This is a genomic window from Deinococcus seoulensis (assembly GCF_014648115.1).
Taxonomy (GTDB): domain Bacteria; phylum Deinococcota; class Deinococci; order Deinococcales; family Deinococcaceae; genus Deinococcus; species Deinococcus seoulensis.
Genome location: NZ_BMQM01000002.1, coordinates 219,850 through 243,019, shown reverse-complemented (window position 1 = coordinate 243,019; position 23,170 = coordinate 219,850). Strand labels below are relative to the sequence as shown.

Sequence of the window (23,170 nt, the reverse complement as noted above, 5' to 3'; positions counted from 1 at the left end):
CCATACCCAGGGAATTCATACGGACTGCCGTTTGTTTCGTTAACAGATCGGAACACCACCGATCTGTCAACTCTGTCAACTCCACGTCCGGAGGGGCGTTTCTCTCCTACTCGCATCCGCTCGGACCCAGCGGCTTTACAAGCCATTCAAGTCAGAGTCCGTATCAGTTGCCCAGATCGATGATCTTCGGTTTCGTGGTGGGCACCGTGACGCTCAGGCTGGCCGGCGCGTACCCGCTGATACTGGTCCTCAGGCGGTACGTGCCGGGCAGCGGAAAGCGCACGGTGCCCGGCGCGCGGCCCAGCGACTCGCCCGGCGTGAGATCCGCTCCGGGCGGCGCGGCCTCCACCGTCAGGGCCACCGTGCGGCCCTGCGCGCCCAGCAACCGGAACTCGACCTCGCAGCACGCCGGATCGGCCTGACTGCCAGCCTCAGCAATGGCGCCCCCGGCACTGGCACCGTCAGTCGCCGTCGCGGGCGCGGACGTCGTCGACTCACCCCCCGGCTGTCGAGGTTCGGGCTGCCGGGCGTCGTTCTGCGGCGTGACCTGCCGGGCAGGCGTGCGTCCGGGCAGGGCGCTCAGCGCCCACCACGCGCCGCCCAGCAGCAGCGCGGCCGCGACCACCAGCAGTGTCCAGCGGGGCAGGCGCCGGCGCGGCCGTTCCGGCGGGACGGGAACCTCGCGCACCACCCGCCAGGAATCGTCCTCGTCCCACCCGATGCGGATCGGGTCGCCCGGCGCGCGGCGGGCCGGGAGGCGCGGGGCCGGTTCCGGCTCGGGTTCCGGCAGCGGCTCGCGGCGCAGGCCCGGCGGCAGGCGGTCCACGTCCCGCATCCGCAGTTGCGGGCGCGGCGCGGCCTCACCGTCCACGGGCGGGCCGTCCCAGGCGGGCAGGTCATCGTCACCCAGCACCGTGCCCAGGACCGCTCCCGGCGCAGTGCCGACCACCCCACCGACCACCGCCCCACCGACCACCGGGCCGCCCCCGATCTGAATGGGCGCGTCACCGCCGCTCTCCGCCAGTCGCTGGGCCCGCTCTTCGCGCAGGCGCCTGGCCTTGCGCGCCGCTGCCGCCTGCGCGTCCAGCATGGCCTGCGCGCGCCGCTCCTCGTTCTGCCGTCGCCGCCGCTCCTGCGGAGTCTCCGGCCCACCCGCCGCCGGGGCAGGAGCGCCGGGCACGGGTGCACTGGGCACGGGTGCACTGGGCACGGGTGCACTGGGCACGGGTGCACTGGGCACGGACGCACTGGGCATCACGCCGGATTCCGGCCGTTCAGTCCCGGGACGTTCAGGTTCCGGTAACCCGGCGGGCGGCGTGTCGGCGGTCGCCTCGCGGTCACTGTCGCCCGGCCCGCTCGATTCCGGCCCGGCAGGGTCCAGCTCAGCGGGGTCCGGCCCAGTGGGTTCCAGCTCAGTTGTTTCCGGCCCGACAGGTCCGAGGACAATGGGAGAACCGTCGTGCGGCGCGCTCACTGGCCCCGCCGACCAGTCCATCACGGGCAGCGGCGCGGGCGGCGCGGGCTCGGCTGGAACAGACCCGGCCAGAGAATCAGATGGGGTTGATTCAGTTGGGGCCGGTTGCGTCGGCGCGGGCAGGGCAGAGGCGTTCGCGTCCCTGCGGCCCTGCCGTCCGCGTTTCGAGCCGCCCCGACCGCGCAGCAGTGGCGTCCGGGTCAGCGGTGTCTGAACTGCTGGCGGGGCAGGGGAGTCCTGCGGCCCGGCGCTGACGGCTCCGGCGGGAGGCTCCTGCCCGGACGCCTCCGCCACGGACGGCTCCGGCCCGGTCGCACCTGCTCCGGACGCCTCCTGCGCTGGTGCGATCTGCTCTGGTACGTCCGGCCCGTGTGCGGCCTGGGTCTGCGGTGCGGGCCGGGCGGCCTGCTCGCTGTTCAGGCGGGCCAGGGCCGCCACGGCGCTCAGATGGCCGGGCTGCTCGGTCAGTGGGCGCAGCGCCTCAGGCAGGTGACCCATCTCCGCGAGAATCACGCCCAGCGCGTACAGGTCGTCGCTGGGCAGCGGCTCGCCGCCCCAGGGCAGGCCCGCCCCGGCCAGCAGCACGCGGCCGTCCACGCTCCAGAGTTGCGCGGCGTTCAGGCCGCCGTGCGTCAGTCCGCGCTCGTGCAGGGCGCCCAGGGCGGCCAGCGCGCCGCGCGCGGTCAGCAGGGCGTCGTCGGCGGGGCGGGCCTGAAGGGGCAACTCGGTCACCACGTAGGCCTGCTCGCCGTCCACGCCGCTGTCCACGACGGGCAGCAGGCCCGGATGGTCCGGCAGTTCCGGCAGGGTCAGGGGGTAGGGCAGCACGTGCAGCAGCACCGGCATGCCCGTCAGTCGGTCCGTGGCGCGCAGCGTGCGGACCGGACTGCCTGTCCGGCCCGGCAGTTCGCGGGCGGCCACGTAAGGGCCAATGGGCTTCACGCCGGTCAGTATACGGGCCTCTGCGCCCGCCTACACGCGCACTTCACCGGCCGCGCCCCGAGCGGGCAGGCACGGGCCGCATGAGCGTACTGTGACGGCGTGGCTTGCCGCGCCCCCGCGTATGCGCTACTAATTGCGGGATATGCGTGAAGCCGTGATGGCCGCCCTGAGCACCGTGAATGATCCGGAACTCCACCGTGACCTCGTCTCCCTCGGCATGATCGAGCACGCCAGCGTGGAGGCGGGTGTGGCCAGCGTGAAGGTGAACCTCACCACGCCCGCCTGCCCCCTGAAAGGCAAGATCGAGGGCGACGTCCGCGAGGCCGTCCTGGCCGTGCCCGGCGTCACGCGCGTGGACGTCACCTTCGGCGCGATGGTCCGGCCCCCCGCGCAGCCCGCCATGACCGGCGTCAAGCACGTCCTGCTGGTCGGCAGCGGCAAGGGCGGCGTCGGCAAGAGCAGCGTCTCCGTGAACATCGCCGCCAGCCTCGCTCGCGACGGCGCCCGCGTGGGCCTGCTCGACGCGGACGTGTACGGCCCCAGCGTCGCGCACATGATGGGTCAGGGCGGCGCGAAAGTCACCGCGAACGCCGAACGCAAGATGCAGCCCATCGAGGCGCACGGCGTGAAGTTCGTGTCCATGGCGAACCTCTCCCCGGCCGGGCAGGCGCTGGTGTGGCGCGGCCCGATGCTGCACTCCGCCATCCAGCAGTTCCTGAAAGACGCCGCGTGGGGCGAACTCGACTACCTGATCGTGGACCTGCCCCCGGGCACCGGTGACGTGCAGCTCTCGCTCACGCAGACCATTCAGGTGACGGGCGCCGTGATCGTCACCACCCCGCAGGACGTCGCGCTGATCGACGCGGCCCGCGCCATCGACATGTTCCGCAAGGCCAGCGTGCCCGTGCTGGGCGTCGTGGAGAACATGAGTTACTTCGTGGCGCCCGACACCGGCCACACCTACGACCTGTTCGGCCGGGGCGGCAGCCGCAAACTCGGCGAGGAGTACCCGCTGCTGGGCGAGGTGCCCATCGACATCGACGTACGCCAGGACGGCGACCGGGGCACCCCGGCCGTCCTGGCGCACCCGGACTCTGCGGCCGCGCAGGCCCTGATCCAGGTGGCCCGCAATCTCGCCGGACAGGTCAGCGTCCGCGCCCTGTCGCAGTCCCTGGCCGACCTGCCCGATCAACTGACCGTCGTATGAGCGCCCCGACCGCCGCCCCACCCGCCGCGCCGGAACGCACCAAGACACGGCTGCTGGAACTCGTGAAACGCCACGGCCCGCAGACCGCGCAGGACCTCGCGCAGGCCCTGGACGTCAGCGTGCCCGCCGCCCGCCGTCACCTGTGCGACCTTCAGGAACAGGGACTGATCGAGGCGCGCACCGAGCGTCCCGGCGGGCGGGGCCGACCCCAGCACGTGTTCGTGCTGACCGAGCGCGGCGAGGCCGCCTTCCCGAAGACGTACTCCAGCCTGTGCGTGGACGTCCTGCGGCACATCGAGGGCCTGTTCGGCGAGGGCGCCGTCCTGAAAGTCCTGGACGCCCGCAACAACGAGATCATCTCGCACTTCGAGCAGGACGTCCCGGCCAACCTGCCGCTGGGAGAGCGCGTGCAGGGCCTCGTCAACCGCCTGAACCGGCACGGCTTCGACGCCGTGGTCCACCAGGAAGGCGAGCAGTGGTACTTCACGCAGCGCAACTGCCCCAACCTGACCGTCGCGCGGCAGTACGCGCAACTGTGCGCCGCCGAGGAAACCCTGTACGCCGCGCTGCTGGGCGTCCCGGTGGAACGTGAGACCCGCATGGCCTGCGGGCAGGGCAACTGCCGCTACCGCATCGGTCCCGCCGCCCCATGACCACACCCAGGGCCGACCCCGCACCCGGCGCGCTGCACTCCATCGTCGCGTGGCCCCCCGAGGCGCTGGACACCTGGATGCGCCGCACCCAGAAACGCCTGAACGTCAGCGGGTTCGGCCTGCCGCACCTGAACATCCGCGCGCCGTTCCAGACGCCCCTGAGCGGCCCGGAACTCGTCCTGGCGTGCCGGGAGGCCCTGCGCGGCCAGAGTGAACTGACCGTCCACGTCAAGGGCTGGAAACAGCTTCAGGGCGTGATCTTCCTGGAATGCCACCTGAGCAGCGACCTGCGCGCCCTGCACGAACGCTGCATGCAAATCGGGCCGTCCAGTCGCGCGCAGTACGACGGCGACCTGTACCGCCCGCACCTGACCCTGGCGCTGGGCGTCCTGCCCTGGGCCGCCGAGTACCTCTGGAACGAGGTGCAGCAGTACACGCCGCCCCTGACCAGCTTCACCGTGCAGGCCCTGAGCCTGACCCGCGAGGAACGCGGCGAGGTGCAGGAACTCCACACCTTCCCCCTGACCGGCCCCGCCACCGACACCCGCCACACCCGCGAAGTCGCGCCCAGCTGAGTTCGCGCCACGCAAAACGCCCGCCCGGTCAAGATGCCGGGCGGGCGCTTTCAGAGTGGCGTTGTCAGGGTCCGTATCATACGGATTCCGTCTGTTTCGTTAACAACCCGGGACAGCACCGGGTTGCTAACTCCACGCCCGGAACCCGTTTCTCTCCTGCTCGCGTCCGCTCGGATGGAACGGTTTTTGCAAACCATTCCATCGGAGTCCGTATCAGACGGTGGCGGGCAGTTTCAGCATGCTGGCCAGCGCGTCGCTGAACTTGTCGTACCCGGCGAAGTCCAGCTGCTGCTCGTTGTCGCTCAGGGCGGTGGCGGGGCTGGGGTGCACTTCCACGTGAATGCCGTCGGCACCGACGGCCAGCGCGGCTTTCGCCAGGGGAATCAGCAGGTCGCGGCGCCCGGCGGCGTGCGTGACGTCCACGATCACCGGCAGGTGCGTTTCCTGCTTGGCGATCGCCACGGCGCTCAGGTCCAGGGTGTTGCGGGTCCACTTCTCGTACGTGCGGATGCCGCGCTCGCACAGGATGACCTCGTTGTTCCCTTCCGAGAGGATGTACTCGGCGGCGTACAGCCACTCCTCGATGGTGGCGCTCAGGCCGCGCTTGAGCAGCACCGGGCGGCGGGCGCGGCCCACCTCGCGCAGCAGCGCGAAGTTGTGCATGTTACGCGCCCCGACCTGAAGGATGTCGGCGTACTCGGCGACGATCTCCACGTCGCGGGTGTCCATGACTTCCGTGATGAACAGCATGCCGTGTTCCTTCGCCACGCGGTTCCCGAGGATCAGGCCGTCCACGCCCATGCCCTGGAAGCCGTAGGGGCTGGTGCGGGGCTTGTACGCGCCGCCACGCAGGATCTTGATGCCCTTGCCCGCCAGGTACGCGGCCGTCTGCTCCATCTGCTCTTCACTCTCGATGGAGCACGGCCCGGCGATGATGGTGGGCGCCGAGTCCCCGCCGATTCGCACGCCGTCGATGTCCAGCACGGTGTCGTCGCTCTTGACCTTGCGGGACACCAGCAGCTGCTTCTTGTCGTTGCTTTCTTCCAGTGCGAGGCTGGCCTTGAAGATCTCCTTGAAGATCGCCTTGACGGCCGCGCTGGTGAACGGGCCGGGGTTCAGGGCCTCGATCTCCTTGAGCTGTTTTTCCTCGCGGGCCGGGTCGTAGTGGTTCGGGCGGCCTTCCTGCGTCTTGGCGTGACCGATCTGCGCGACGACCTCGCCACGGCGGGACAGCAGCGTCAGGAGTTCACGGTTGATCGAATCGACCTCGGCGCGGAGGGCCTCGATGTTGGGTTGCGACTGGGTCATGACGAGCAGTGTAGAAAACAGGCCCATGAACGCGCACGAACCCTACTAGTCAAATGCAAAGAGTTGTCCAAGTTGCCGCGCCGCTCAGGTCTGCGCGCCTTCCGGGGCGTTCACCATGTGCGTCGCCACCCGCGACAGCGCCGTGAACAGTTCCTGCCCGTCCTCCGCGCCGATCTCGGGCGTGGCGTCCAGCGCGGCCCGCATGCACGACAGCCACGCCTGCGCGCGCGCCGGAGTGATCGTGAACGGCAGGTGCCGCGCCCGCAACCGGGGGTGCCCGAACCGCTGGTGGTACAGCGGCGGGCCGCCCAGAAAGCCGCTCAGGAACGCCAGTTGCTTCTCGGCGGTCAGGGTCAGGTCCGCCGGGAAGATCGGCGTCAGCAGGGGCTCCCGGGCCACGAGATCGTAGAAGCGGGACACCAGGGCGGCCAGCGCGTCCGGCCCGATCCGGTCGTACAGGCTGCCGCCCGTGGTCAGCGAGAGGGGCGCCGTCATGCCCGTCAGGGTAGCGCCTGAACGTGACCGGCGGGAAGGGGAGGGGCGGGTGCGGGCAGAGGAAACGCGAGACCGGCACACGCGGGTGCGGTGTGCCGGTCCGGAATGAGCCGGGATCGTGGGGCGGCCGTTATACGGAGTCCGTATTACACGTCGCGGCGGTCGAAGGCGAAGATGCTCATCAGGCCGAAGCCGGCGGTGTAGATCAGCAGCAGCACCAGCGGCTGCACGATGTCGCCCTGCTGCACGTACAGGCCCAGGTGGCTGGTCAGCAGGATGCGCTGGATGGTTTCGGGCAGCACGACCAGCAGGCGCATGACGATCAGCGCCGCGAAGGTCGCCAGGGCGGCGGCGGCGGTGTTCAGGTACAGCACCCCGAACAGCAGGGACAGCGCCGCGATGGGCATCAGGACCACGCCGGCCAGCAGCGAGCCGCGCAGCACCTCGGCGAAGGCGGCGTCACTGGTCAGTTCTCCCACGCCCACGAACAGGCCCGGCCCGAGCCCGGTGCCGCCCGTGAACGTCCCGAAGCCCAGCGGAATCCCGGCCAGCAGGGAGCCCAGCACGGTCGTGAAGATCAGCAGGAACGGGTACGCCAGGGCCGTGATCAGTTTGCTGGCAATGACCTTGGTGCGGTCCACGGGGCGCAGCAGCAGCGGCGCCAGGGTGCCCTGCGCGACTTCCGAGCCGATCATCTCGGCGACCGTCACGGCAATGAACAGCGGCAGCAGGTACCCGATGGTCACGCCGATACTCACGGCCGGCAGTTGCCACCCGCTGACCAGGTTCACCTGAATCAGGGCGCTCAGGCGCGGCGCGAACGCCCACAGCAGCGGCATCAGGAACGTGACCAGCAGCGCCAGCCGGACGCTGCGCGCCCCGAACAGCTTGCGGAACTCCAGGGACAGCAGGGTCAGCATGCGCTCACCCGGCCGGTGCGGTGTTGGGTGTCAGGGATCATCAGGCTTGCTCCACGCGTTCGCGGTAGTACTCGTACAGGTCGAAGTGGTCCGGGCTGGCCTCGAACACCCGGATGCCCTCGGCGCTCAGGTGAGACAGGGCGTCGGGCACGCGGGATTCGCCGCCCAGGTGCGCGATGGCGTACGGCGTGCGGGTGCTGACGCGGCGCACGAACGGCAGGCGTTCGAGCACGGCGGCCGCGCCGACCGGGTCGTCCACCCGGAAGCGGTACGCGGCCTGCCGGGCGCGCAGGTCCACGGTGTCCACCAGCCGCCCGCCGGTCAGGATGCCGACCGTGTGCGCGTACGTGGCGATCTCACGCAGGTGGTGGGTGCTCAGGACGACCGCGCAGCCACTGGTGGCCAGACTGGTCACGATCCGGTGGATCAGGCCGATGCCCAGCGGGTCCAGGCCACTGGTGGGTTCGTCCAGGATCAGGACTTTCGGTTCGGCCAGCATGGCGCTCGCCACGCCCAGCCGTTGCCGCTGCCCCAGCGAGTACTCCTGCACGCGCCGGTCGGCCATGCGGGTCAGTTCCAGCAGGGCCAGCACCTCGCGGATGCGGTCGCGGCTGATCTTGCGGCCGCCCGGCGCCATGGCCGACAGGTTCGCGTGCACCTGCAGGTTCTGCGTGCCCGTGAACTGCGGGTAGAACTTCGCGGGGGCCTCCACGACGGCGCCCAGGTAGGCGCGGGCGCGTTGCCCGTCGGTATGCACGTCCCGGCCCAGGAGCCGCACCTCGCCGTCCGTGGGGAAGGCAAGGCCGGTCATGGTCCGGATCAGGGTGGTTTTACCTGCACCGTTCGGCCCGGTCAGCGCGTACACCTCGCCGGGCTTCACGGTCAGATACACGTCCTCCAGGACACTGTTCTGGCCGTATTTCTTGTACAGCCCCCGGACCTCAATGGCCGGAATAGCTGGCGCACCTTGCTTCGTCACCCGAACAGCCTAACTCAATCGTCTCCACACGGTTCTTACTTTTCGCACAGACGCCCCCCACGAGGGGGTTGCCCGTGGGGGAGCTTGACAGGAAAGGACGAATGCGGACTCCGGCTGGGTGGCAGGTAAAAACCGTTCGCTCTGCCCCGGTCAGGGCGGATACCGGTCAGAATTTCTTGAAGCGGGTCAGGCGGAACGGCGTCTCGGGCGTGCCGCCCTGCAACTTGTCGAGCTGCCCCTGGGGCACGATCAGATCGCCGCCGAACGCCGCGAGGGTCGTCGGGAAGCGCAGTCCCGCCAGCGGTTCTTCGGCCACGACCTGCCCGGCGGTCCAGTCGGCGTTCAGGCTGACCTTCGTGATGACCCCCTCGGCGTTACGTACCACGTACAGCGTGCGCCCGTCGAGCAGCAGGCCGTCCCCGCGCGTCAGGCCGGTCATGACGCGCCGCACGGCCTTGGTGCGCAGGTCGATGCGCCACAGGTCGCCGGTGTTCAGCTGCACGGTCAGCAGCGCCCGGCCGTCCGGCGTGGCCACGATGCCGTTCAGGTTGATGCCGGGGGCGTAGCGGATGGGCGTGCCGCTCAGGTCCAGCCACGCGCTGAGTTTCAGGTCCGGCGTGACCCGGAAGATCACGGGTCGGCTGGAATCCGTGACGTACACGTTGCCGTCCGGGGCGGGCGTCAGGTCGTTCACGTACGCGTTCGGGGACTTGGGGGTGTTCAGGATCGCGACCGGGAACCCGTCGGGCCGCAGGACGCTGACGGTGCCGCTCGCGCCGCCCGCCGCCCACACGCGGCCCTGCGCGTCCACCTTCAGGCCCAGCGCGGAGGCCCGCCCCTGCCCCCCACCCTCGGCGAATTTCGTGACGGCGCCGCTGCCCAGGTTCACAGCGTAGATGGTGCCAGTCGCGGCGCTGCCGGTGTACGCCACGCCACGGGCGGCGTCGACGGCCACCCCCTCCGGGAAGTCCTGCGGGCCGGGCAGCGGGTAGTCGCGCACACTGAAGCTGTCGCGCGTGATGACCCCGCAGCGTTCGCGCGCGCCGGTCATGCCGGACGGGTCGCTCCGGTAATCGTCGGGCTGGGCGTGAATGACCAGCGAGCGGTTCAGGACGCCGTCCATGCCGGTCAGGCTGACCTTGTCTGTCACCACTGTCATGCGCCCGGTGCCGTCCGCGCCGACCGTCAGCATGGGCAGGTCCCCGCCGTGCCCGGCGTGGTTGTCCGCCTGCGGGTCGTCGTGGTTGCGGCTCATGCCGGGGTCGAAGTGACCACCGGCCCCGCCGAACGCCACGACCGCGTTCGTGCTCGCGTCCACGCCGGGCGTGCAGCGCCCGTAATCGTGGACGTGCATGCCGTGCTGGCCGGGCTTCAGGCCGGTCACGTTCACTGTGATGCGCACGCCTGCCCCCTGCTGCTCGAAGGTGGCGGTGCCGAGCACCTGGCCGGCGGTGTCACGCAGGGCCGCCGTGGCCTTCAGCGGCGTGGAGGCTGGGGCCGCCATGGACATGCCCGCGCCGCCCGCCAGTCCGATCCCGGCGAGCGCCGCGCCCCCCAGCAGGGCCGCCGTGATCAGGGTGCGCTTTCTTGAGACGCGCTGCATGTCAGTTCCCCCCGGTGTACAGCACGCGGTAGATGACGCCGCTCTGGTCGTCCGTGAACAGCAGGCTGCCGTCCGTGTACGTGGCGACGCCCGCCACCCGCCCGAACTGCTTCCACACGTCCCCGTCCTGGTACACGAACCCGGTGATGAACGGCTCGATCCGTTCGGGCTTGTTCTGCGCGTCGAATACGACCCGCGCGATCTCGTACCCGCTGGGTTCGCTGCGGTTCCAGGAGCCACGGAACGCGATGAACGCGTCGTTGCGGTACTCGGCCGGGAACTGCGTGCCGGTGTAGTAGTTCATGGCGATGGCCGCCGCGTGCGCCGTGTAGTTCAGGACGCTGCCCTGCGTGCCCGCGCAGTACTCGGCCTTCGTGATCTTGCCGGGAATGTTGCCCACGTTCACGTACGGGTCGGGTTGCCGGTCGCCGTAGCAGAAGGGCCAGCCGTAGTTCTTCCCGCGTTCGATCACGTTCAGTTCCTCGGGCGGGATGTTGTCGCCGTGCCAGTCGCTGCCCTGATCCGCGCCGTACAGCACGCCGCTCACCGGGTGCCACCCGAAGCCGATGGTGTGGCGCAGGCCACGCGCGAAGATCTCACGGGTCTTGCCGTCCGGGCTGAGGCGTAGCATCGTCGCCTCCTCCGGGTTGGGGGTAGGGGCGTCGTTGTTCGTCGAGCCGAAGCTGGCGTACAGGTACCCGTCCGGACCCCACTTGAGGGTGCGGGCCGGGTGCTGCCCGGCGTCCGGGAAACCGTCCGCGAACACGCGCGGCACGCTCAGCGACCCGTCGCGGGCGATGTCCATCACCCAGATGGTCTTCTCGCCCACCACGTACATCCGGCCGTCCTTGACGTCCATGCCGTGCGCGAGCTTCATGTTCTGCGCCACCTGACGCCGCTCCGCAGCGCTGATCTGCCCGTCACGGTTGGTGTCTTTCAGGTACCACACGTCACCCTGCGCGCGGCGCGACAGGTAGATCCCGCCGTCCGGCATGACGTGCAGCATGCGGGCGTTGCCCAGTCCGGTCGCCATGACCTTCAGCGTGAACCCCGCCGGGACCTTCAGGCGCTTCAGTTGCTCCGCCGTGAATTCCAGCGGGGTGGGCTCGTTACGGGTCGCAGTGACCGTCACGGGCGGCTCGCCCGGCGCGATCGGGCGGGGCGTGGGCGGAGCGGTCTGGGCCAGCGACGCGCCGCTCAGCAGCGCCGCCCCCAGCAGGTGGGTGAGGATTCGGGTCATGGACACTCCTTGTGTGAACACGGACATCAGGCGGGAGAAATGGCAGGCCAGAGGGAAGGCAAAACAGAGGGTCGGGCGGGCATAGCAGAGCCCGCCCGACCCCGGCCGCTCAGCGGGTGGTGGGCAGCCAGGCGCGCAGGGCGGCGTTGACGGCCAGGGCCTTCTCGAAGGTGGCCGCGTGGCCCGCGCCGGGAATGTTCACCAGTCGGCTGCCGGGAATGGCCATGTTCATCTTCACCTGCAGTTCGGTGGGGGTCAGGTTGTCTTCCATGCCCGCGATGATCAGGGTGGGCACGCGGATGGTCGGCAGGACCGGGTTGGCGTCCGGGCGGTTGGCGAGCGCCACGGCCCCGCCCACCGCGCCGTTCAGGCTGGCGGCCTTGACCAGACCGCCCAGGTGCTGCACCTGATTAGGCATGGTGCTGCGGCTGACCGAGGTCAGCATGCGCGGCATCAGGATGTCGACCAGGCTGGCCACGCCCTTCTGCTCGGCCTGCTGCGCGGTGCCCAGCCAGTTGGCTTTCTCGGCCACGCCGGACGGCTCGGCGGTCGTGTCGATCAGGATCAGGCCCTTGAAGCGGTCGGGGGCGTTCTTGTACATCTGGAGCAGCGTCATGCCGCCCATGCTCATGCCGCCCACCACGGCGCGGTCCAGGCCCACGGCGTCCATGAAGCCCAGCATGGTGGTCGCGTAGTTCTCGATGCTGGCTTCACGGCCCGGCGCGCGGCTCTGGCCGAAGCCCGGCAGGTCCACCGTGATCACGCGGTACCCGGGCAGGGTGCGGTTGTTCTTGAACAGCTCCCCGCTCAGGGGGTACCCGTGAATCAGCAGCAGGGGCTCGCCGGAACCGGTGGCCTTGTAGAAGACGGTCGCGCCGTTCACGGTCACGGTCCCGCGGTCAGGAATGGTCTGGCCCTGCGCGCCGCCCGCCAGGGCAGAAGCACACAGGAGGGCGGTCAGGGTGGTCAGGGTCGTCAGGGATCGTTTCATGGGGTTGGCCTCGCTGGGGAATGAATCAGCCGCTGAACTGTGCGCCGCAGGCACCCGCAGTGGGGCGCCGGTCAGGGCCCGGCAGATTGGGTTGGAACGGACCCACCATCCCAGAGGCCTTCCTGCCGCAACGGGGGCCTCACCACCTTGTGAAGCTTCGTTCAGCGCCCCCACAACGTCAGCTCAGCAGGACGTTCATGAACCGGGCCGCCCCGACACTCCCGCCGTCCCGGCCAGAGCCACCGGCCGCCACGGTCAACCGACGAACAACGTCTGGCTCGTGTCGGGCGCGGCCCCGACCTGTACGGCCCGGCGGTGCAGTTCCCGCACGGCCCGCTCGCCCTCCTCGCCCACGTCCAGGCTGAAGGGATTCACGTACAGGTCGATGTGCGCCTGCATGACCTCGTCCGACATCTCCAGCGCGTGCTGCCGGATGTATGCGCGTGACGCCTCCGGGTGTGCGTACGCGTACTCCAGGCTGCCGCGCACCGCCGCGTTCAGGTCGCGCTGCACATCGTGCGGCAGGTCCCGGCGCACCAGGATCGCGCCCAGCGGCAGCGGCAGGCCGGTGTCCTCCTCCCACCACGCGCCCAGGTCCAGCAGGCGGGTCAACCCGTACTCGTGGAAGGTGAAGCGCGACTCGTGAATGATCAGGCCCGCGTCGATGGGCTGCCCCCCGAACCCGCCGCGCTGCACGGCGGGCATGACCTCGTCGTAGCGCATGCGGATCACGTTCACCTGCGGGTAGACCAGCCGCAGCAGCAGTTCTGCCGTGGTCAGCGCGCCCGGCGAGGCGACCGTGCGGCCGTTCAGGTCCTGCACGTCCCCGCGCGTCACGATCAGCGGCCCCACGCCCCGGCCCAGCGCCCCGCCGGCGCGCAGCGCCACGTAGCGGTCCATCACGCTGAAGTACGCGCGGTAACTGATTTTCGTCATGGGCAGGCGGCCCTGCACGGCCCAGTCGTTCAGGGTCTGCACGTCCTCCAGCACCTCGCGCACCGGCAGCGGCCCCCGCACCAGCCCCGCGTGCAGCGCGTGAAAGATGAACGTGTCGTTCGGGCACAGCGAGTACCCCAGTTCCAGCACCGCCGGAAGGTCAGACGTGACAGGCGTGGGCGAAGACGGCAGGTGCGAACTCATGCCGCCCAGGGTACGCCCGCCCGCCCACCCGGAACGCGAGGCCAGCCACCGTCCCGCCAACTACCGGTCCTGCCAGCCACCGGTCCCGCCAGTCACCGTCCCGCCTCCTGCCGTAACGAACGGCCAGCGCCCGGCTCAGCCGCGCGTCAGCCTGGGCGGGTACGCTGCGCCCCATGCCCCCCCTGCGCGCCGCCCTGCTGCTTCCCGCTGCCCTCGTCGCCCTGAGCGCCCTGACCCCCGCGCAGGCCGGTGGCGGCGGCCCCATGCCCACCCCGGCCGTCACCTGCCGCGACGGGTACGTGCGCCCGGACTTCACGGCCCTGAAAGCGCAACTGGCCCGCGCCCGCGCCCAGTGGAACGCCGGGCGGCCCGCCAGTTACACCTACGACCTGCGCCAGATCGCCGCGCCCGTCCTGTTCCCCGAAACCCGCGTGACCGTCATGGGCGGCCGCGTGACCCGCACCGACCTGCTGCCCGGCCAGGAGGGGGAACCCAACCACCTGGCCCCGCAGACCATCGAGGCGCGCTTCGACGACCTGTTCCAGACCCTGCAACGCCAGTCCCGCGCCGCCTGCCCGGACGTGCAGCTCAGCTTCGACCCGGCCCTCGGCTACCCCACCCGCGTGTACTCCGGCATGGGCGACAACGGCATCGCCGACGGGTTCGGCGAGTGGACCATCCGCAACTTCACGCCCCTGAAGTAAGCCCCTGAAGTAAGCGCGTGACCCCTCACCCGCCACACCCCTCACTCGCCGCTGGCGCGGCGCCCTCTCCCCTGGGGAGAGGGTCCACAGTTTCCTGTCAGCGGACGTCTTTCAGGGTTTCGCGCGCGGCCTGCGCGTCGCGGGCGATCTGGGCTTTCAGTTCGTCCAGGCCGCTGAACTTCTGCTCGCCGCGCAGGTGCGCGAAGAACTTCACCTGCAACTCCTGCCCGTACAGGTCGCCGCTGAAATCGAACAGGTTCACCTCGAAGCGGCGGTCCTGACCGTTCACGGTCGGGCGGAAGCCGACGTTCGCCATGCCGTGCCAGCGCCCCCCGCCTTCCAGTGCCGGGTCCCCGACCGCCACGACCGCGAACACGCCCAGCGGCAGGGCCTTGCCGTCCGGTACGCGGATGTTCGCGGTCGGCCAGCCGATGGTGCGGCCCAAGCGGTCGCCCTGCACGACCACGCCCTGCGCGTCGTAGTGGCGGCCCAGCAGGCGGCCGGCGCCCACCACGTCCCCGGCCCGCAGGTACTCGCGGATGCGGGTACTCTTGATGTCCTCGCCGCCCAGCTGATGCATCGGGAGCGTCACCACTTCCGGCGCGACCCGGCGCAGGTCGTCCACGCCGCCCGCCCGGCCCCGCCCGAAGTGAAAGTCCTCGCCGACCACGACCGTGCGGGGCCGCAACTGCCGCAGGTCGTCCAGGAACGCCTCCTTGGGCCGCGACGCGAACTCCGGCGTGAACGACGCCGCGATCGTCTCGTCCACCCCGTAGCGGCCCAGCAGGTCCAGTTTCTCGGGCAGGGTGGACAGGAACTCCACGCCCTGCGTCAGCACCCGCGTGGGCGGATCGAAGGTGTACACCACGCTCGGCACCCGGTGCTCACGCGCCTTGGCCTTCAACTGCGCGATCAGCGCCTGATGGCCCAGGTGCACGCCGTCGAACGATCCGACCGCCACGACCGTCGCCGTGTCCGGGCGCTGGCCAGGGGAGACGTACGTCTTCACGACGGCTCCTGCCCCGCACGCCCGGCAGTGCTCCCGGCCAGCAGCTGAAGGCCGTACAGCGCCGCCGTGACCGTCGAGGCACTCCCGACCAGCGAGCCGTCCCGCAGGCCCGACAGCACCTGCGCCGGCGGCAGCCACAGCACCTCGATGCCCTCCTCGTCCTCGTCGTGCGGCAACTTGCTCTCGCGCAGGTTCGTCGCGTGGAACACGAACAGCTCCTCGTCACAGAAACCGGGACTGGAGTAGAAGCGCGTCAGGAGTTCCATGTCCCCGTCCAGCCCGGCCTCCTCCTGCAACTCCCGCCGCGCCGCGCCCACCGGTTCCTCGCCCGCGTCGATCAGGCCCGCCGGGGCCTCCACCGTCACTGCGCCCACCGCCCGCCGCGCCTGCCGCACCAGCAGCATCTCGCCGCGCCCGTTCAGGGCCAGGACCGCCACGGCGCTCGCGTGCCGCACGATCTCCCACTTGCCGTCCATGATCTCCAGGCGCACGATGTGCCCGTCGAACACCACCCGCGTGCCCGCCGCGCCCGGCCCGTCCTGACTTCCGCTCATGCCCAGACTGTAAAGCAACCGCCCGCGCCCGGCCGCCCGCCGTCTGCCACACTGACCGCATGATCACGCGCCGCGACCTGGAAGCCCGCGAGGCCAGCACCCTGGCCCCCCACGCCACCCTGAGCCGCGACCACCGGGGCCGTGAACACCCGGAACCCGAGAGCGACACCCGCACCGCCTTCCAGCGCGACCGGGACCGCGTGCTGCACACCACCGCCTTCCGCCGCCTGGAAGCCAAGACGCAGGTGTTCCTCTCGGCCGCCGGGGACCACTACCGCACCCGCCTGACCCACACCCTCGAAGTGCAGCAGGTCGCCCGCAGCGTCGCCCTGAGCCTCGGCCTGAACGAACCCCTGGCCGAAACCATCGCCCTGGCCCATGATCTCGGCCACCCCCCCTTCGGGCATGCCGGGGAACGCGTCCTGAACACCCTCATGCAGGAACACGGCGGCTTCAACCACAACCTCCAGGCGCGGCGCATCGTCACGCTGCTCGAACATCCCAAAAGCGAGTACACGGGCCTGAACCTCACCCTCGACACCCTCGACGGCCTGAACAAACACCACCGGGGCGGCCTGGGCCATCCCAGCCTCGAAGCGCAACTCGTGGACGCCGCCGACGCCCTGGCCTACACCGCCCACGACCTCGACGACGGTCTGCGTAGCGGCCTGATCACCCCCGACCACCTCGCCGGACTGCCCCTCTGGCAGGCACTCCTCGAACGCACGGCCGTCAACCCACACCCCCTGACCGAACAGGGCCGCCGCACCCTGCACCGCCACCTGCTCGGCTGGCTCATCCGCGACCTCACCCACGCCAGCGACCACGCCATCACCACCAGCGGCGTCGCCACCCCCACCCAGGTCCGCGCGCACCCCGGCGGCCTGATCACCTACAGCCCCGACATGCAGACCCTCCTGGGCGGCGCCCGCACCTTCCTGCGCGACAACCTCTACCGCCACTGGCGCGTCGAGATGCAGGTCGAGCAGGCCACCCGCGTCCTCACCACCCTGTTCACCGCCCTTCAGGACCGCCCCAGCATGCTGCCCCCCAGCTACCGCGACCTCGCCCACACCAGCGGCCTGCCCCGCGCCACCTGCGACTACCTGGCCGGCATGACCGACCGCTACGCCCTCGAAATGCACGCCGCCCTGACCGCCACCGGCACCCCCACCACCTGGCCCCGCTGACGCATACCACCCCGGCAGTTGACAGCTTCCCGAACCCCTGATACATTTATGCCCGCCTGCCCGAGAGGACAGCGCGAAGCAAACAGAGGTGCGCGGGTGTAGCTCAGCTGGTTAGAGCGCACGCCTGATAAGCGTGAGGTCCCCAGTTCAAGTCTGGGCATCCGCACCAAGAACAGAAAACCCCGTCATTGACGGGGTTCTTTCGTTTTACCTGCGGGGCGTGCAGGTATGCATCCGACTGCATAGTTGCGAAAGCTTGGGGTCTAAACGACCTGAGCTTGTGGTCAAAACAGCGGGTGCGGGGAGGCGATTATGCAGTTCACCCTGACCCGGCGCGTCCGGTCAGGCGCCCACACCCTCGCCCAGCAGGGTTCGCAGGACGTCGCTGATCGTGAGCACGCCCAGCAGCTCGCCGCCGCCGTCAATGACGGGCAGGCCGTGCACGTCGGCTTCCAGCATGCGGGTCAGGGCGTCACGCATGGGCGTTCCCTCGCGCAGGTACCCGCCGGGCGGGCGCATCAGGTCCCTGACCTTCAGTTCCGGCAGCAGGAAGTGCGCGCCCAGCAGGGTGGGACCATGCGCTCCCCCGGCCCGGTCCAGCGCGGCCGTCACGTCAGTGTCGTGCAGCACGCCCACCAGGGTGGGGCCGTCCATGACCGGCAGCACCCGCAGCCGCGCCACGTGCAACCGCGCCGCGCCGTCACTGAGGGGCGCGTCGGCGGCGACAGTGACCACGTCACGGGTCATGTGCTGATCGGCCGACCCCCACTGCAACCGGGGCTGATGCTCCTCGGCGCGCAGCACGTCCGTCAGGGTCAGCATGCCCAGCAGTTCACCCGTGTCGGGCTGCACGACCGGCAGGCCACCCACGCGGCGCTCCAGCATCACGCGGATAGCGGCAGGCAGGGGCGTGCCGGGCGTGGTGGTCAGCGCAGGCTGCCGCATGATGTGGCTGACCCGCACGCGACCCACGCGATCCGTGAACGCCCAGGCGCTCAGGCCCTCGCTCAGGGCAGGCAGGGCGCGGCGCACCTCGCCGTCCGTGACGATGCCCACCACACGCCCGTCCTGCACCACGGGCAGGCGTTTCACGCCGAGTTCCTGCATGGCGACCACGGCGTCACTGAGAAGTTCGTGCGCGCCGATGGTCACGGCGCGGTGGTGCATGGCGTCCTGCACGAGTCTGGGTTCCGGCATGGGGTGAAACCTCCTGCCCGCAGCGTGCGCCGCCCAGATTACAGAGGCATTACGGGGCGGGAGGGTCGGGGAAGATGCGGTCCAGCCACGCGAAGCGCTGTCCAAGCAGGGGGAGTTCCAGGTGCAGAACTTCCTCTGTCAGGCCCATCAGGTACCGGGTCAGCGAGAAGACATGAACCTGTTTGAACGGCGACCCCTGCGGCAGCGGCACGGTGGTCCAGCTGGTATCCGTATCGTCGGGATGAACGAGCCACCACAGGCACAGGAGGGGTTCGACCCGGTACGCGTCGCTCTCGTATCCGGCGGGCCGCTGCATGGGTCGCAGGACTTTCTGAACGAGTGCTTCCTGAAACTTCGTGTTCTCCTGATCCCAGATCCACCGGTGCCACTGGCGCTGGCCGATCTCGCGGAGTTGCTCTTTCGAGGTGTCCGGCGCGAGGTAGACGCCCCCGATGGCGTTTCCGCCCCACATCTTGATCTCGGTCTGGTACAGGGTGACCCCGTCGCGAATCCAGGCGTCGAGCCTGGGGCCTTTCTTCGCTCCCGTCGTGACCTTCATGCTCACGCACGTTGCGTCCGTATGGTTCTTGCGCAGGTAGTGCAGGATCAGCCCGACCGCCAGCGGCTCGCCGATCAACCCCGTCATGCCGGTGTGGTGCCCGTTGGCGCCTTGGTCGCCGGAGTTCATGAACTTCAGCAGTTCCAGGCGGTTCACGCTCATGGTTGTGGAGGGCATGCATACAGCATAGGGACCGGGCGTCCAATCCCGGTCCCCATGTGTCGTGTGTCCTGCCCTCAGATCAGGCTGAGTTCGCTGCCTTCGCCGAGGTGCGCGAGGTGTTCGGGCAGGTTGCCGGGGCGGTCCATGACGATCTGCTCGGCCTTGTAGGAGCTGCGGACCAGGGGGCCGCTGACGACTTCCAGGAAGCCCATGGCCATGGCCTCGTCGCGCAGTTCGTCGAATTCGGCGGGGGAGACGTACCGCTCGACGGGTAGGTGGTGCATGGTGGGGCGCAGGTACTGCCCGAAGGTCAGGACGTCCACGCCGGCGGCGCGGCAGTCGCGCATGGTCTGCGTGAGTTCCTCGCGGGTTTCGCCCAGGCCGAGCATGATGCTGGTCTTGGTGATGACGTCCGGGCGGGCCTGCTTGGCGTGCGCGAGGACCTTCAGGGTCTGGTCGTAGTCGGCGCGGATGTCACGGACGGGGTGCGTGAGGCGGCGGACCGTTTCGAGGTTCTGCGCGTAGGTGTCCACGCCGCTGTCCAGTACCAGGTCCACGCAGTGGGTGTTGCCGCCGAAGTCGGGCGTGAGGGCCTCGACGCGCGTTTCGGGGTTGAGGCGTTTGATGGCCTGGACGGTCTTGGCGAAGTGGTACGCGCCGCCGTCCGGCAGGTCGTCGCGGTCCACGCTGGTCAGCACGACGTACTTCAGGCCCATGAGCTGCACGCTCTCGGCGACGCCCTGGGGTTCGTCCAGGTCGAGTTTGCCCATGGGGTTGCCGGTGTCCACGGCGCAGAAGCGGCAGGCGCGGGTGCAGATGTGGCCCATCAGCATGAACGTGGCGGTGCCGCGGCTCCAGCATTCGCCGATGTTGGGGCACATGGCTTCCTCGCACACGGTGTGCAGGCGGTGTTCCTTGACGATCTTGCGGACTTCCGTGAACACCTGCCCGGTGGGGATGGTGACTTTCAGCCACTCGGGTTTCTTCTCGCGGACCGGGACGCTGTCCTTGCGGTAGATGCCGTTCTTGATGAACTTGGGTTCCTTGGGGGTGGTCTCTTGGGTCATGGGTTCAGCTCCCGGCTGCCGCAGTGGCGGGCAGCGTCCAGTCGTAGGTGGCGAAGGTGTCGGTGAAAGCGCGGGTCAGGGCGTCCCTGGCGTCCTGCATGCTGGCCGTTCTGGGCTGGCCGCGCAGGTCGTACTCGCGCTGCACGCTGGTCATGTGCGTGTCGTCCAGGCCGCACGGGACGATCAGCTCGAAGTGCTGGAGGTTCGTGGTGACGTTCAGCCCCAGGCCGTGCAGGGCGACGTGGCGTTTGACGGCCACGCCGAACGACGCGATCTTCTGGTCGTACGTGCGGCCGTTGACCTCTCTGGGGTTCACGTACACGCCGGCGTACCCGGGGTTCGGGCGGGCGTCCGGGAGGCCCAGGTCGCGCAGCGCGGCGATGGTCGCCTGTTCCAGCAGGCGCAGGAAGTCCGCGACTTTCCGGCCGACGGGGAAGATGGCGTACGCGACCAGCTGGCCGGGGCCGTGGTAGGTGACGTCGCCGCCGCGTTCGACTTCCAGCACTTCTATGCCCTGTCGGGTCAGGTAGTCGCGCGTGACGATGATGTTGGTTCCCTCGCGGGCTTTGCGGCCCAGCGTGAGGACGGGAGGGTGTTCCACGAGCAGCAGCACCGGGCGGCCCCCGGCCACGACCCGCTCGTGGTGTTGTTTCTGAAGGTCCCAGGCGTCCCGGTACGGCGTGACGCCGAGGTCCAGAACGTCGAAGGGGGCGTGCGTCATGCGGCGATTGTACGCCGCGCTGCCCGGCTTTTATCGTGTCGCAGGCGGGTGTTCGGGACGTATTGACCAGCGACGCTGGTGAATCCTGCGCCCCGCGCTGGTCGGGAGCGTCCGGCCGGAATGGACGGAGCTGGTGAGGTCGGCCGGTGCCGGCACACCCGGCCCACCCCGCTCCCCGCGAAGCCCGGCGCGCGACTTGCCGAGTGCGGCCCGGAACCTGCTATACTCTTACGGTCCGGTCGACTGCCCCTGGCGGCGACCCGTTCACACAGGAGCACGAACGTCTCTGCCCGCAGACAGCGGGACGGTGGGACGGTCCGCTGCCCGAAGGAGCAAATCATGCAGCACGCAATCAAAGCGAACCGTGGCGCCATCCTGCGCGCCGTCGAGCAGCCCCACATCAAGACCGACGCCCCCGAATTCCGCCCCGGCGACACTGTCCGCGTGGAAACGAAGGTCGTGGAAGGCACCCGCACCCGCAACCAGGCCTTCGAAGGCGTCGTCATCGCCATCAACGGCTCGGGCAGCCGCAAGAGCTTCACGGTCCGCAAGATCTCCTTCGGTGAAGGCGTCGAGCGCGTGTTCCCCTTCAGCAGCCCCCTGCTGGCCAAGATCAGCGTGCTGGAACGCGGTAAGGTCCGCCGCGCCAAGCTGTACTACCTGCGCGACCTGCGCGGCAAGGCTGCCCGCATCAAGAACGACCGCAGCCGCGTGATGAAGGACGCCGCCCGCGCCCAGGCCGAGAAGGCCGCCAAGGCCGAAGCGGCCGCCGCCACCACCGAAACCCAGGGCGAGTAAACCCAACCGGTTTCACCGCGCCGCTCCCGCTCTGGGAGCGGCGCATTTTCGTGCACTTTACCGACCGTGCCGCGCTACCGTACCTGCGTGCCCACCGCACTGCTGGCCCTGGACCTCGACGGAACCCTGATCGGCCCGGACACGCAGCCCCCACCCGGCCTGCTGGACGAACTGCGGGCGTGGCAGCTGGGCGGCGCGCACGTCGCGGTCATCACGGCGCGCGGACGCCTTCCGCCACTGCTGCGGGACTGGCCGCTGCACAGCGTGTCCCGCTGCTACGGCGCGTGGCTGCGCTGCGAGGGCCGCGTGCTGTGGGAGCGCACCCTGCCGACAACGGCCGTCCACGCGGCCCTGGGCGCCCTCACGCCCACCGAGCGCGGCGGCCGTTGTAAGACCCTGATCGTCACGCCCGACCCGCGCGGCATCCTGCGGCACACCGACCCCGACTTCGAGGACCGCTGGCCGCACGCCCCCGCACCCCTGAAAGTCGTGCACGGCCAGCCGGACGCCGACCGCCTGGACGGGCTCCAGGCGCAGTGGGCGGCCATTCCGGGCGCGCAGGTCATCCGCGAACGCCGCGACCGACTGGTCCTGGTCGCAGCGGGCGCCGGCAAGGGTGAGGCGCTGCGGGACCTCGCCACGCACCTCGGCGTGCCGGCCGCGCGCACCTGGGCGGCCGGGGACGGCCCCGCCGACGCCGCCATGCTCCCGCATGCCCGGACCTTCCTGCGGGTAGGCGCACACCCGGCCCTGCACGCCGCGCACCTGAGCGCACCCGGCCCGGCGGATGTGCCCCCCGTCCTCGCGCGCTGCCGGGCGGACGCGCTAGGCTGCCGCGCGTGACCGTGACCCTGCCCGCCGACCTGCCCGTGACCCCGCCGCTCCTGATGGCCTTCGATCTGGACGGCACCCTGATCCCCGACGCGGGACGCGAGGTGCAGCCCGACGCGGCGCAGGCCCTGGCGCGGCTGCGGGCGCTGGGCGTGAAACTGGCCATCATCACCGGACGCGACACGCCGCCGTCGCAGGTGCTGCGCGTCATGCAGCCCGACGCGGTCGCCACCAACAACGGCGGCCGCATCACGGTGGGCGCGGACCTGCACGCCGAGGCGCGCTTCAGCGACGCGGACCTGGAGGCCACGCTGGCGCACGAACTGGACGGCGCGCGCGTGGTCCTGTTCACCGCCGACGGCCTGTACGTGGACCTGCCGCCCGGCGTGGAACCCGAACCGTGGATGGTGCTGCGCCAGTTCCGCCCCCTGGCCGACGCGCCCCGCGAGGGCATCCTGAAGGTCGGGTACTACCACCCGCAGGTCGCGGCGTTCGCCGGGCGGCTGCGGGCCACGCACCCGCACCTGGTCCTGACCGGCGCGCAGGACCCGTACCCGCACTTCCTGACCGTCACGCCGCAGGGCGCGCACAAGGGCGCGGCCCTGACCCTGATCGCGGACGCCCTGAACGTGCCGCACACGCAGACCGTCGCCTTCGGAGACAGCGACAACGACGAGGCGATGCTGGACGTCGCCGCGTACGCCGTGCAGGTCGGCTCGCTGCCCCTGCTGACCCCGCACGCGAACACCCGCGTGCCGCAACAGGCGGACCTGGGCGCATTCCTGCACGCCTGGGCCGACCGGCTGGCCGCGACCCGCTGATACGCAGTGGTGGCCCGGCGACCGCTGGGA

Annotated in this window: 23 protein-coding genes and 1 tRNA gene; 9 read left to right on the top strand and 15 right to left on the bottom strand. The window is 70.2% G+C overall.

Going from position 1 to position 23,170, the window contains the following annotated elements:
* Positions 1-163: 163 nt before the first annotated feature.
* A complete protein-coding gene (locus tag IEY70_RS03025; RefSeq protein WP_189063498.1) occupies positions 164-2,416 on the bottom strand; it encodes a PEGA domain-containing protein in 2,253 nt (750 codons plus the stop codon).
* Positions 2,417-2,558: 142 nt separating this feature from the next.
* On the opposite strand from IEY70_RS03025, the gene IEY70_RS03020 reads away from it, so the two are divergent.
* From IEY70_RS03020 to IEY70_RS03010, 3 genes are read left to right on the top strand one after another with little or no spacing between them, the layout of a single operon-like run.
* Positions 2,559-3,623, top strand: a complete 1,065-nt coding sequence (locus IEY70_RS03020; RefSeq protein WP_189063497.1) for an Mrp/NBP35 family ATP-binding protein — start codon at positions 2,559-2,561, stop codon at positions 3,621-3,623.
* Positions 3,620-4,276, top strand: a complete 657-nt coding sequence (locus tag IEY70_RS03015) for a helix-turn-helix transcriptional regulator (protein ID WP_189063496.1) — start codon at positions 3,620-3,622, stop codon at positions 4,274-4,276. Before IEY70_RS03020 ends, IEY70_RS03015 begins: the two co-directional genes overlap by 4 nt.
* Complete coding sequence (locus tag IEY70_RS03010) at positions 4,273-4,851, top strand: 2'-5' RNA ligase family protein (RefSeq protein ID WP_189063495.1); 579 nt, start codon at positions 4,273-4,275, stop codon at positions 4,849-4,851. The genes IEY70_RS03015 and IEY70_RS03010 overlap by 4 nt, the downstream gene beginning before the upstream one ends.
* A 213-nt stretch (positions 4,852-5,064) precedes the next feature.
* On the opposite strand, the gene IEY70_RS03005 is transcribed toward IEY70_RS03010, so the two are convergent.
* The 8 genes from IEY70_RS03005 to IEY70_RS02970 form a co-directional block, all read right to left on the bottom strand.
* A complete protein-coding gene (locus tag IEY70_RS03005) occupies positions 5,065-6,159 on the bottom strand; it encodes a bifunctional 3-deoxy-7-phosphoheptulonate synthase/chorismate mutase (RefSeq protein WP_189063494.1) in 1,095 nt (364 codons plus the stop codon).
* 84 nt (positions 6,160-6,243) lie between these two features.
* On the bottom strand, positions 6,244-6,654 hold the full coding sequence (locus IEY70_RS03000; RefSeq protein WP_189063493.1) for a globin domain-containing protein: 411 nt from the start codon (positions 6,652-6,654) through the stop codon (positions 6,244-6,246).
* A 146-nt stretch (positions 6,655-6,800) separates the two neighbouring features.
* Positions 6,801-7,574 carry a DUF2705 family protein gene (locus tag IEY70_RS02995; RefSeq protein WP_189063492.1) on the bottom strand — a complete coding sequence of 258 codons (774 nt, stop codon included), beginning with the start codon at positions 7,572-7,574 and terminating at the stop codon, positions 6,801-6,803.
* Positions 7,575-7,614: 40 nt separating this feature from the next.
* Positions 7,615-8,553: an ABC transporter ATP-binding protein gene (locus IEY70_RS02990; protein ID WP_189063491.1), complete on the bottom strand. Its 939-nt coding sequence runs from the start codon at positions 8,551-8,553 to the stop codon at positions 7,615-7,617.
* A gap of 166 nt (positions 8,554-8,719) precedes the next feature.
* Entirely contained in the window at positions 8,720-10,156 is a 1,437-nt protein-coding gene (locus tag IEY70_RS02985) for a superoxide dismutase family protein (protein ID WP_189063490.1), read from the bottom strand.
* A 1-nt stretch (position 10,157) separates the two neighbouring features.
* A complete protein-coding gene (locus IEY70_RS02980; RefSeq protein ID WP_189063489.1) occupies positions 10,158-11,396 on the bottom strand; it encodes a PQQ-dependent sugar dehydrogenase in 1,239 nt (412 codons plus the stop codon).
* 109 nt (positions 11,397-11,505) lie between these two features.
* Entirely contained in the window at positions 11,506-12,387 is an 882-nt protein-coding gene (locus IEY70_RS02975; protein ID WP_189063488.1) for an alpha/beta fold hydrolase, read from the bottom strand.
* Between the two features lie 255 nt (positions 12,388-12,642).
* Positions 12,643-13,527 (bottom strand): 1,4-dihydroxy-6-naphtoate synthase, encoded by an 885-nt coding sequence (locus IEY70_RS02970; RefSeq protein ID WP_189063487.1) that lies wholly within the window; start codon positions 13,525-13,527, stop codon positions 12,643-12,645.
* A 173-nt stretch (positions 13,528-13,700) separates the two neighbouring features.
* Between IEY70_RS02970 and IEY70_RS02965 the strand changes: the two genes are divergently transcribed.
* Positions 13,701-14,231, top strand: coding sequence for a DUF6174 domain-containing protein (locus IEY70_RS02965; RefSeq protein ID WP_189063486.1), 531 nt, complete (start codon positions 13,701-13,703; stop codon positions 14,229-14,231).
* Between the two features lie 97 nt (positions 14,232-14,328).
* Here the strand turns inward: IEY70_RS02965 and ribF are convergent, their stop codons facing one another.
* Complete coding sequence (ribF, locus tag IEY70_RS02960; protein WP_189063485.1) at positions 14,329-15,240, bottom strand: riboflavin biosynthesis protein RibF; 912 nt, start codon at positions 15,238-15,240, stop codon at positions 14,329-14,331.
* Positions 15,237-15,794 (bottom strand): NUDIX domain-containing protein, encoded by a 558-nt coding sequence (locus tag IEY70_RS02955; RefSeq protein WP_189063484.1) that lies wholly within the window; start codon positions 15,792-15,794, stop codon positions 15,237-15,239. Before IEY70_RS02955 ends, ribF begins: the two co-directional genes overlap by 4 nt.
* A gap of 59 nt (positions 15,795-15,853) precedes the next feature.
* Here IEY70_RS02955 and dgt point away from each other — a divergent pair, with 59 nt between their 5' ends.
* Positions 15,854-16,984 carry a dGTP triphosphohydrolase gene (gene dgt / locus IEY70_RS02950; RefSeq protein WP_189063483.1) on the top strand — a complete coding sequence of 377 codons (1,131 nt, stop codon included), beginning with the start codon at positions 15,854-15,856 and terminating at the stop codon, positions 16,982-16,984.
* A gap of 92 nt (positions 16,985-17,076) precedes the next feature.
* Positions 17,077-17,153: transfer RNA gene (locus IEY70_RS02945), tRNA-Ile, on the top strand.
* A gap of 173 nt (positions 17,154-17,326) precedes the next feature.
* Here IEY70_RS02945 and IEY70_RS02940 read toward each other — a convergent pair.
* Genes IEY70_RS02940 through lipB form a run of 4 tightly spaced genes read right to left on the bottom strand, consistent with a single transcriptional unit; the run spans position 17,327 to position 20,690 of the window.
* Positions 17,327-18,181, bottom strand: coding sequence for a CBS domain-containing protein (locus IEY70_RS02940; RefSeq protein WP_189063482.1), 855 nt, complete (start codon positions 18,179-18,181; stop codon positions 17,327-17,329).
* Between the two features lie 49 nt (positions 18,182-18,230).
* The gene (locus tag IEY70_RS02935) at positions 18,231-18,917 is read right to left on the bottom strand and encodes a hypothetical protein (protein ID WP_189063481.1); all 687 of its coding nucleotides are present in this window, start codon (positions 18,915-18,917) and stop codon (positions 18,231-18,233) included.
* Between the two features lie 59 nt (positions 18,918-18,976).
* Complete coding sequence (gene lipA / locus IEY70_RS02930; protein ID WP_189063480.1) at positions 18,977-19,969, bottom strand: lipoyl synthase; 993 nt, start codon at positions 19,967-19,969, stop codon at positions 18,977-18,979.
* 4 nt (positions 19,970-19,973) lie between these two features.
* On the bottom strand, positions 19,974-20,690 hold the full coding sequence (gene lipB, locus IEY70_RS02925) for a lipoyl(octanoyl) transferase LipB (protein ID WP_189063479.1): 717 nt from the start codon (positions 20,688-20,690) through the stop codon (positions 19,974-19,976).
* Between the two features lie 339 nt (positions 20,691-21,029).
* On the opposite strand from lipB, the gene rplS reads away from it, so the two are divergent.
* The 3 genes from rplS to IEY70_RS02910 all read left to right on the top strand — a co-directional run bounded on the left by rplS (position 21,030) and on the right by IEY70_RS02910 (position 23,140).
* Positions 21,030-21,488, top strand: a complete 459-nt coding sequence (gene rplS, locus IEY70_RS02920) for a 50S ribosomal protein L19 (RefSeq protein ID WP_189063478.1) — start codon at positions 21,030-21,032, stop codon at positions 21,486-21,488.
* 87 nt (positions 21,489-21,575) lie between these two features.
* The gene (locus tag IEY70_RS02915) at positions 21,576-22,331 is read left to right on the top strand and encodes an HAD family hydrolase (RefSeq protein ID WP_189063477.1); all 756 of its coding nucleotides are present in this window, start codon (positions 21,576-21,578) and stop codon (positions 22,329-22,331) included.
* The gene (locus IEY70_RS02910) at positions 22,328-23,140 is read left to right on the top strand and encodes an HAD hydrolase family protein (protein ID WP_229777577.1); all 813 of its coding nucleotides are present in this window, start codon (positions 22,328-22,330) and stop codon (positions 23,138-23,140) included. Before IEY70_RS02915 ends, IEY70_RS02910 begins: the two co-directional genes overlap by 4 nt.
* Positions 23,141-23,170: the final 30 nt, after the last annotated feature.

What these genes read in the sequence shown, in the direction of transcription:
- IEY70_RS03020 (WP_189063497.1), top strand. Translation starts at nt 2,559, where the DNA reads ATGCGTGAAGCCGTGATGGCCGCCCTGAGCACCGTGAATGATCCGGAA.
- IEY70_RS03015 (WP_189063496.1), top strand. Translation starts at nt 3,620, where the DNA reads ATGAGCGCCCCGACCGCCGCCCCACCCGCCGCGCCGGAACGCACCAAG.
- IEY70_RS03010 (WP_189063495.1), top strand. Translation starts at nt 4,273, where the DNA reads ATGACCACACCCAGGGCCGACCCCGCACCCGGCGCGCTGCACTCCATC.
- IEY70_RS03005 (WP_189063494.1), bottom strand. Translation starts at nt 6,159, where the DNA reads ATGACCCAGTCGCAACCCAACATCGAGGCCCTCCGCGCCGAGGTCGAT.
- IEY70_RS03000 (WP_189063493.1), bottom strand. Translation starts at nt 6,654, where the DNA reads ATGACGGCGCCCCTCTCGCTGACCACGGGCGGCAGCCTGTACGACCGG.
- IEY70_RS02995 (WP_189063492.1), bottom strand. Translation starts at nt 7,574, where the DNA reads ATGCTGACCCTGCTGTCCCTGGAGTTCCGCAAGCTGTTCGGGGCGCGC.
- IEY70_RS02985 (WP_189063490.1), bottom strand. Translation starts at nt 10,156, where the DNA reads ATGCAGCGCGTCTCAAGAAAGCGCACCCTGATCACGGCGGCCCTGCTG.
- IEY70_RS02980 (WP_189063489.1), bottom strand. Translation starts at nt 11,396, where the DNA reads ATGACCCGAATCCTCACCCACCTGCTGGGGGCGGCGCTGCTGAGCGGC.
- IEY70_RS02975 (WP_189063488.1), bottom strand. Translation starts at nt 12,387, where the DNA reads ATGAAACGATCCCTGACGACCCTGACCACCCTGACCGCCCTCCTGTGT.
- IEY70_RS02970 (WP_189063487.1), bottom strand. Translation starts at nt 13,527, where the DNA reads ATGAGTTCGCACCTGCCGTCTTCGCCCACGCCTGTCACGTCTGACCTT.
- IEY70_RS02965 (WP_189063486.1), top strand. Translation starts at nt 13,701, where the DNA reads ATGCCCCCCCTGCGCGCCGCCCTGCTGCTTCCCGCTGCCCTCGTCGCC.
- IEY70_RS02955 (WP_189063484.1), bottom strand. Translation starts at nt 15,794, where the DNA reads ATGAGCGGAAGTCAGGACGGGCCGGGCGCGGCGGGCACGCGGGTGGTG.
- dgt (WP_189063483.1), top strand. Translation starts at nt 15,854, where the DNA reads ATGATCACGCGCCGCGACCTGGAAGCCCGCGAGGCCAGCACCCTGGCC.
- IEY70_RS02940 (WP_189063482.1), bottom strand. Translation starts at nt 18,181, where the DNA reads ATGCCGGAACCCAGACTCGTGCAGGACGCCATGCACCACCGCGCCGTG.
- IEY70_RS02935 (WP_189063481.1), bottom strand. Translation starts at nt 18,917, where the DNA reads ATGCCCTCCACAACCATGAGCGTGAACCGCCTGGAACTGCTGAAGTTC.
- lipA (WP_189063480.1), bottom strand. Translation starts at nt 19,969, where the DNA reads ATGACCCAAGAGACCACCCCCAAGGAACCCAAGTTCATCAAGAACGGC.
- lipB (WP_189063479.1), bottom strand. Translation starts at nt 20,690, where the DNA reads ATGACGCACGCCCCCTTCGACGTTCTGGACCTCGGCGTCACGCCGTAC.
- rplS (WP_189063478.1), top strand. Translation starts at nt 21,030, where the DNA reads ATGCAGCACGCAATCAAAGCGAACCGTGGCGCCATCCTGCGCGCCGTC.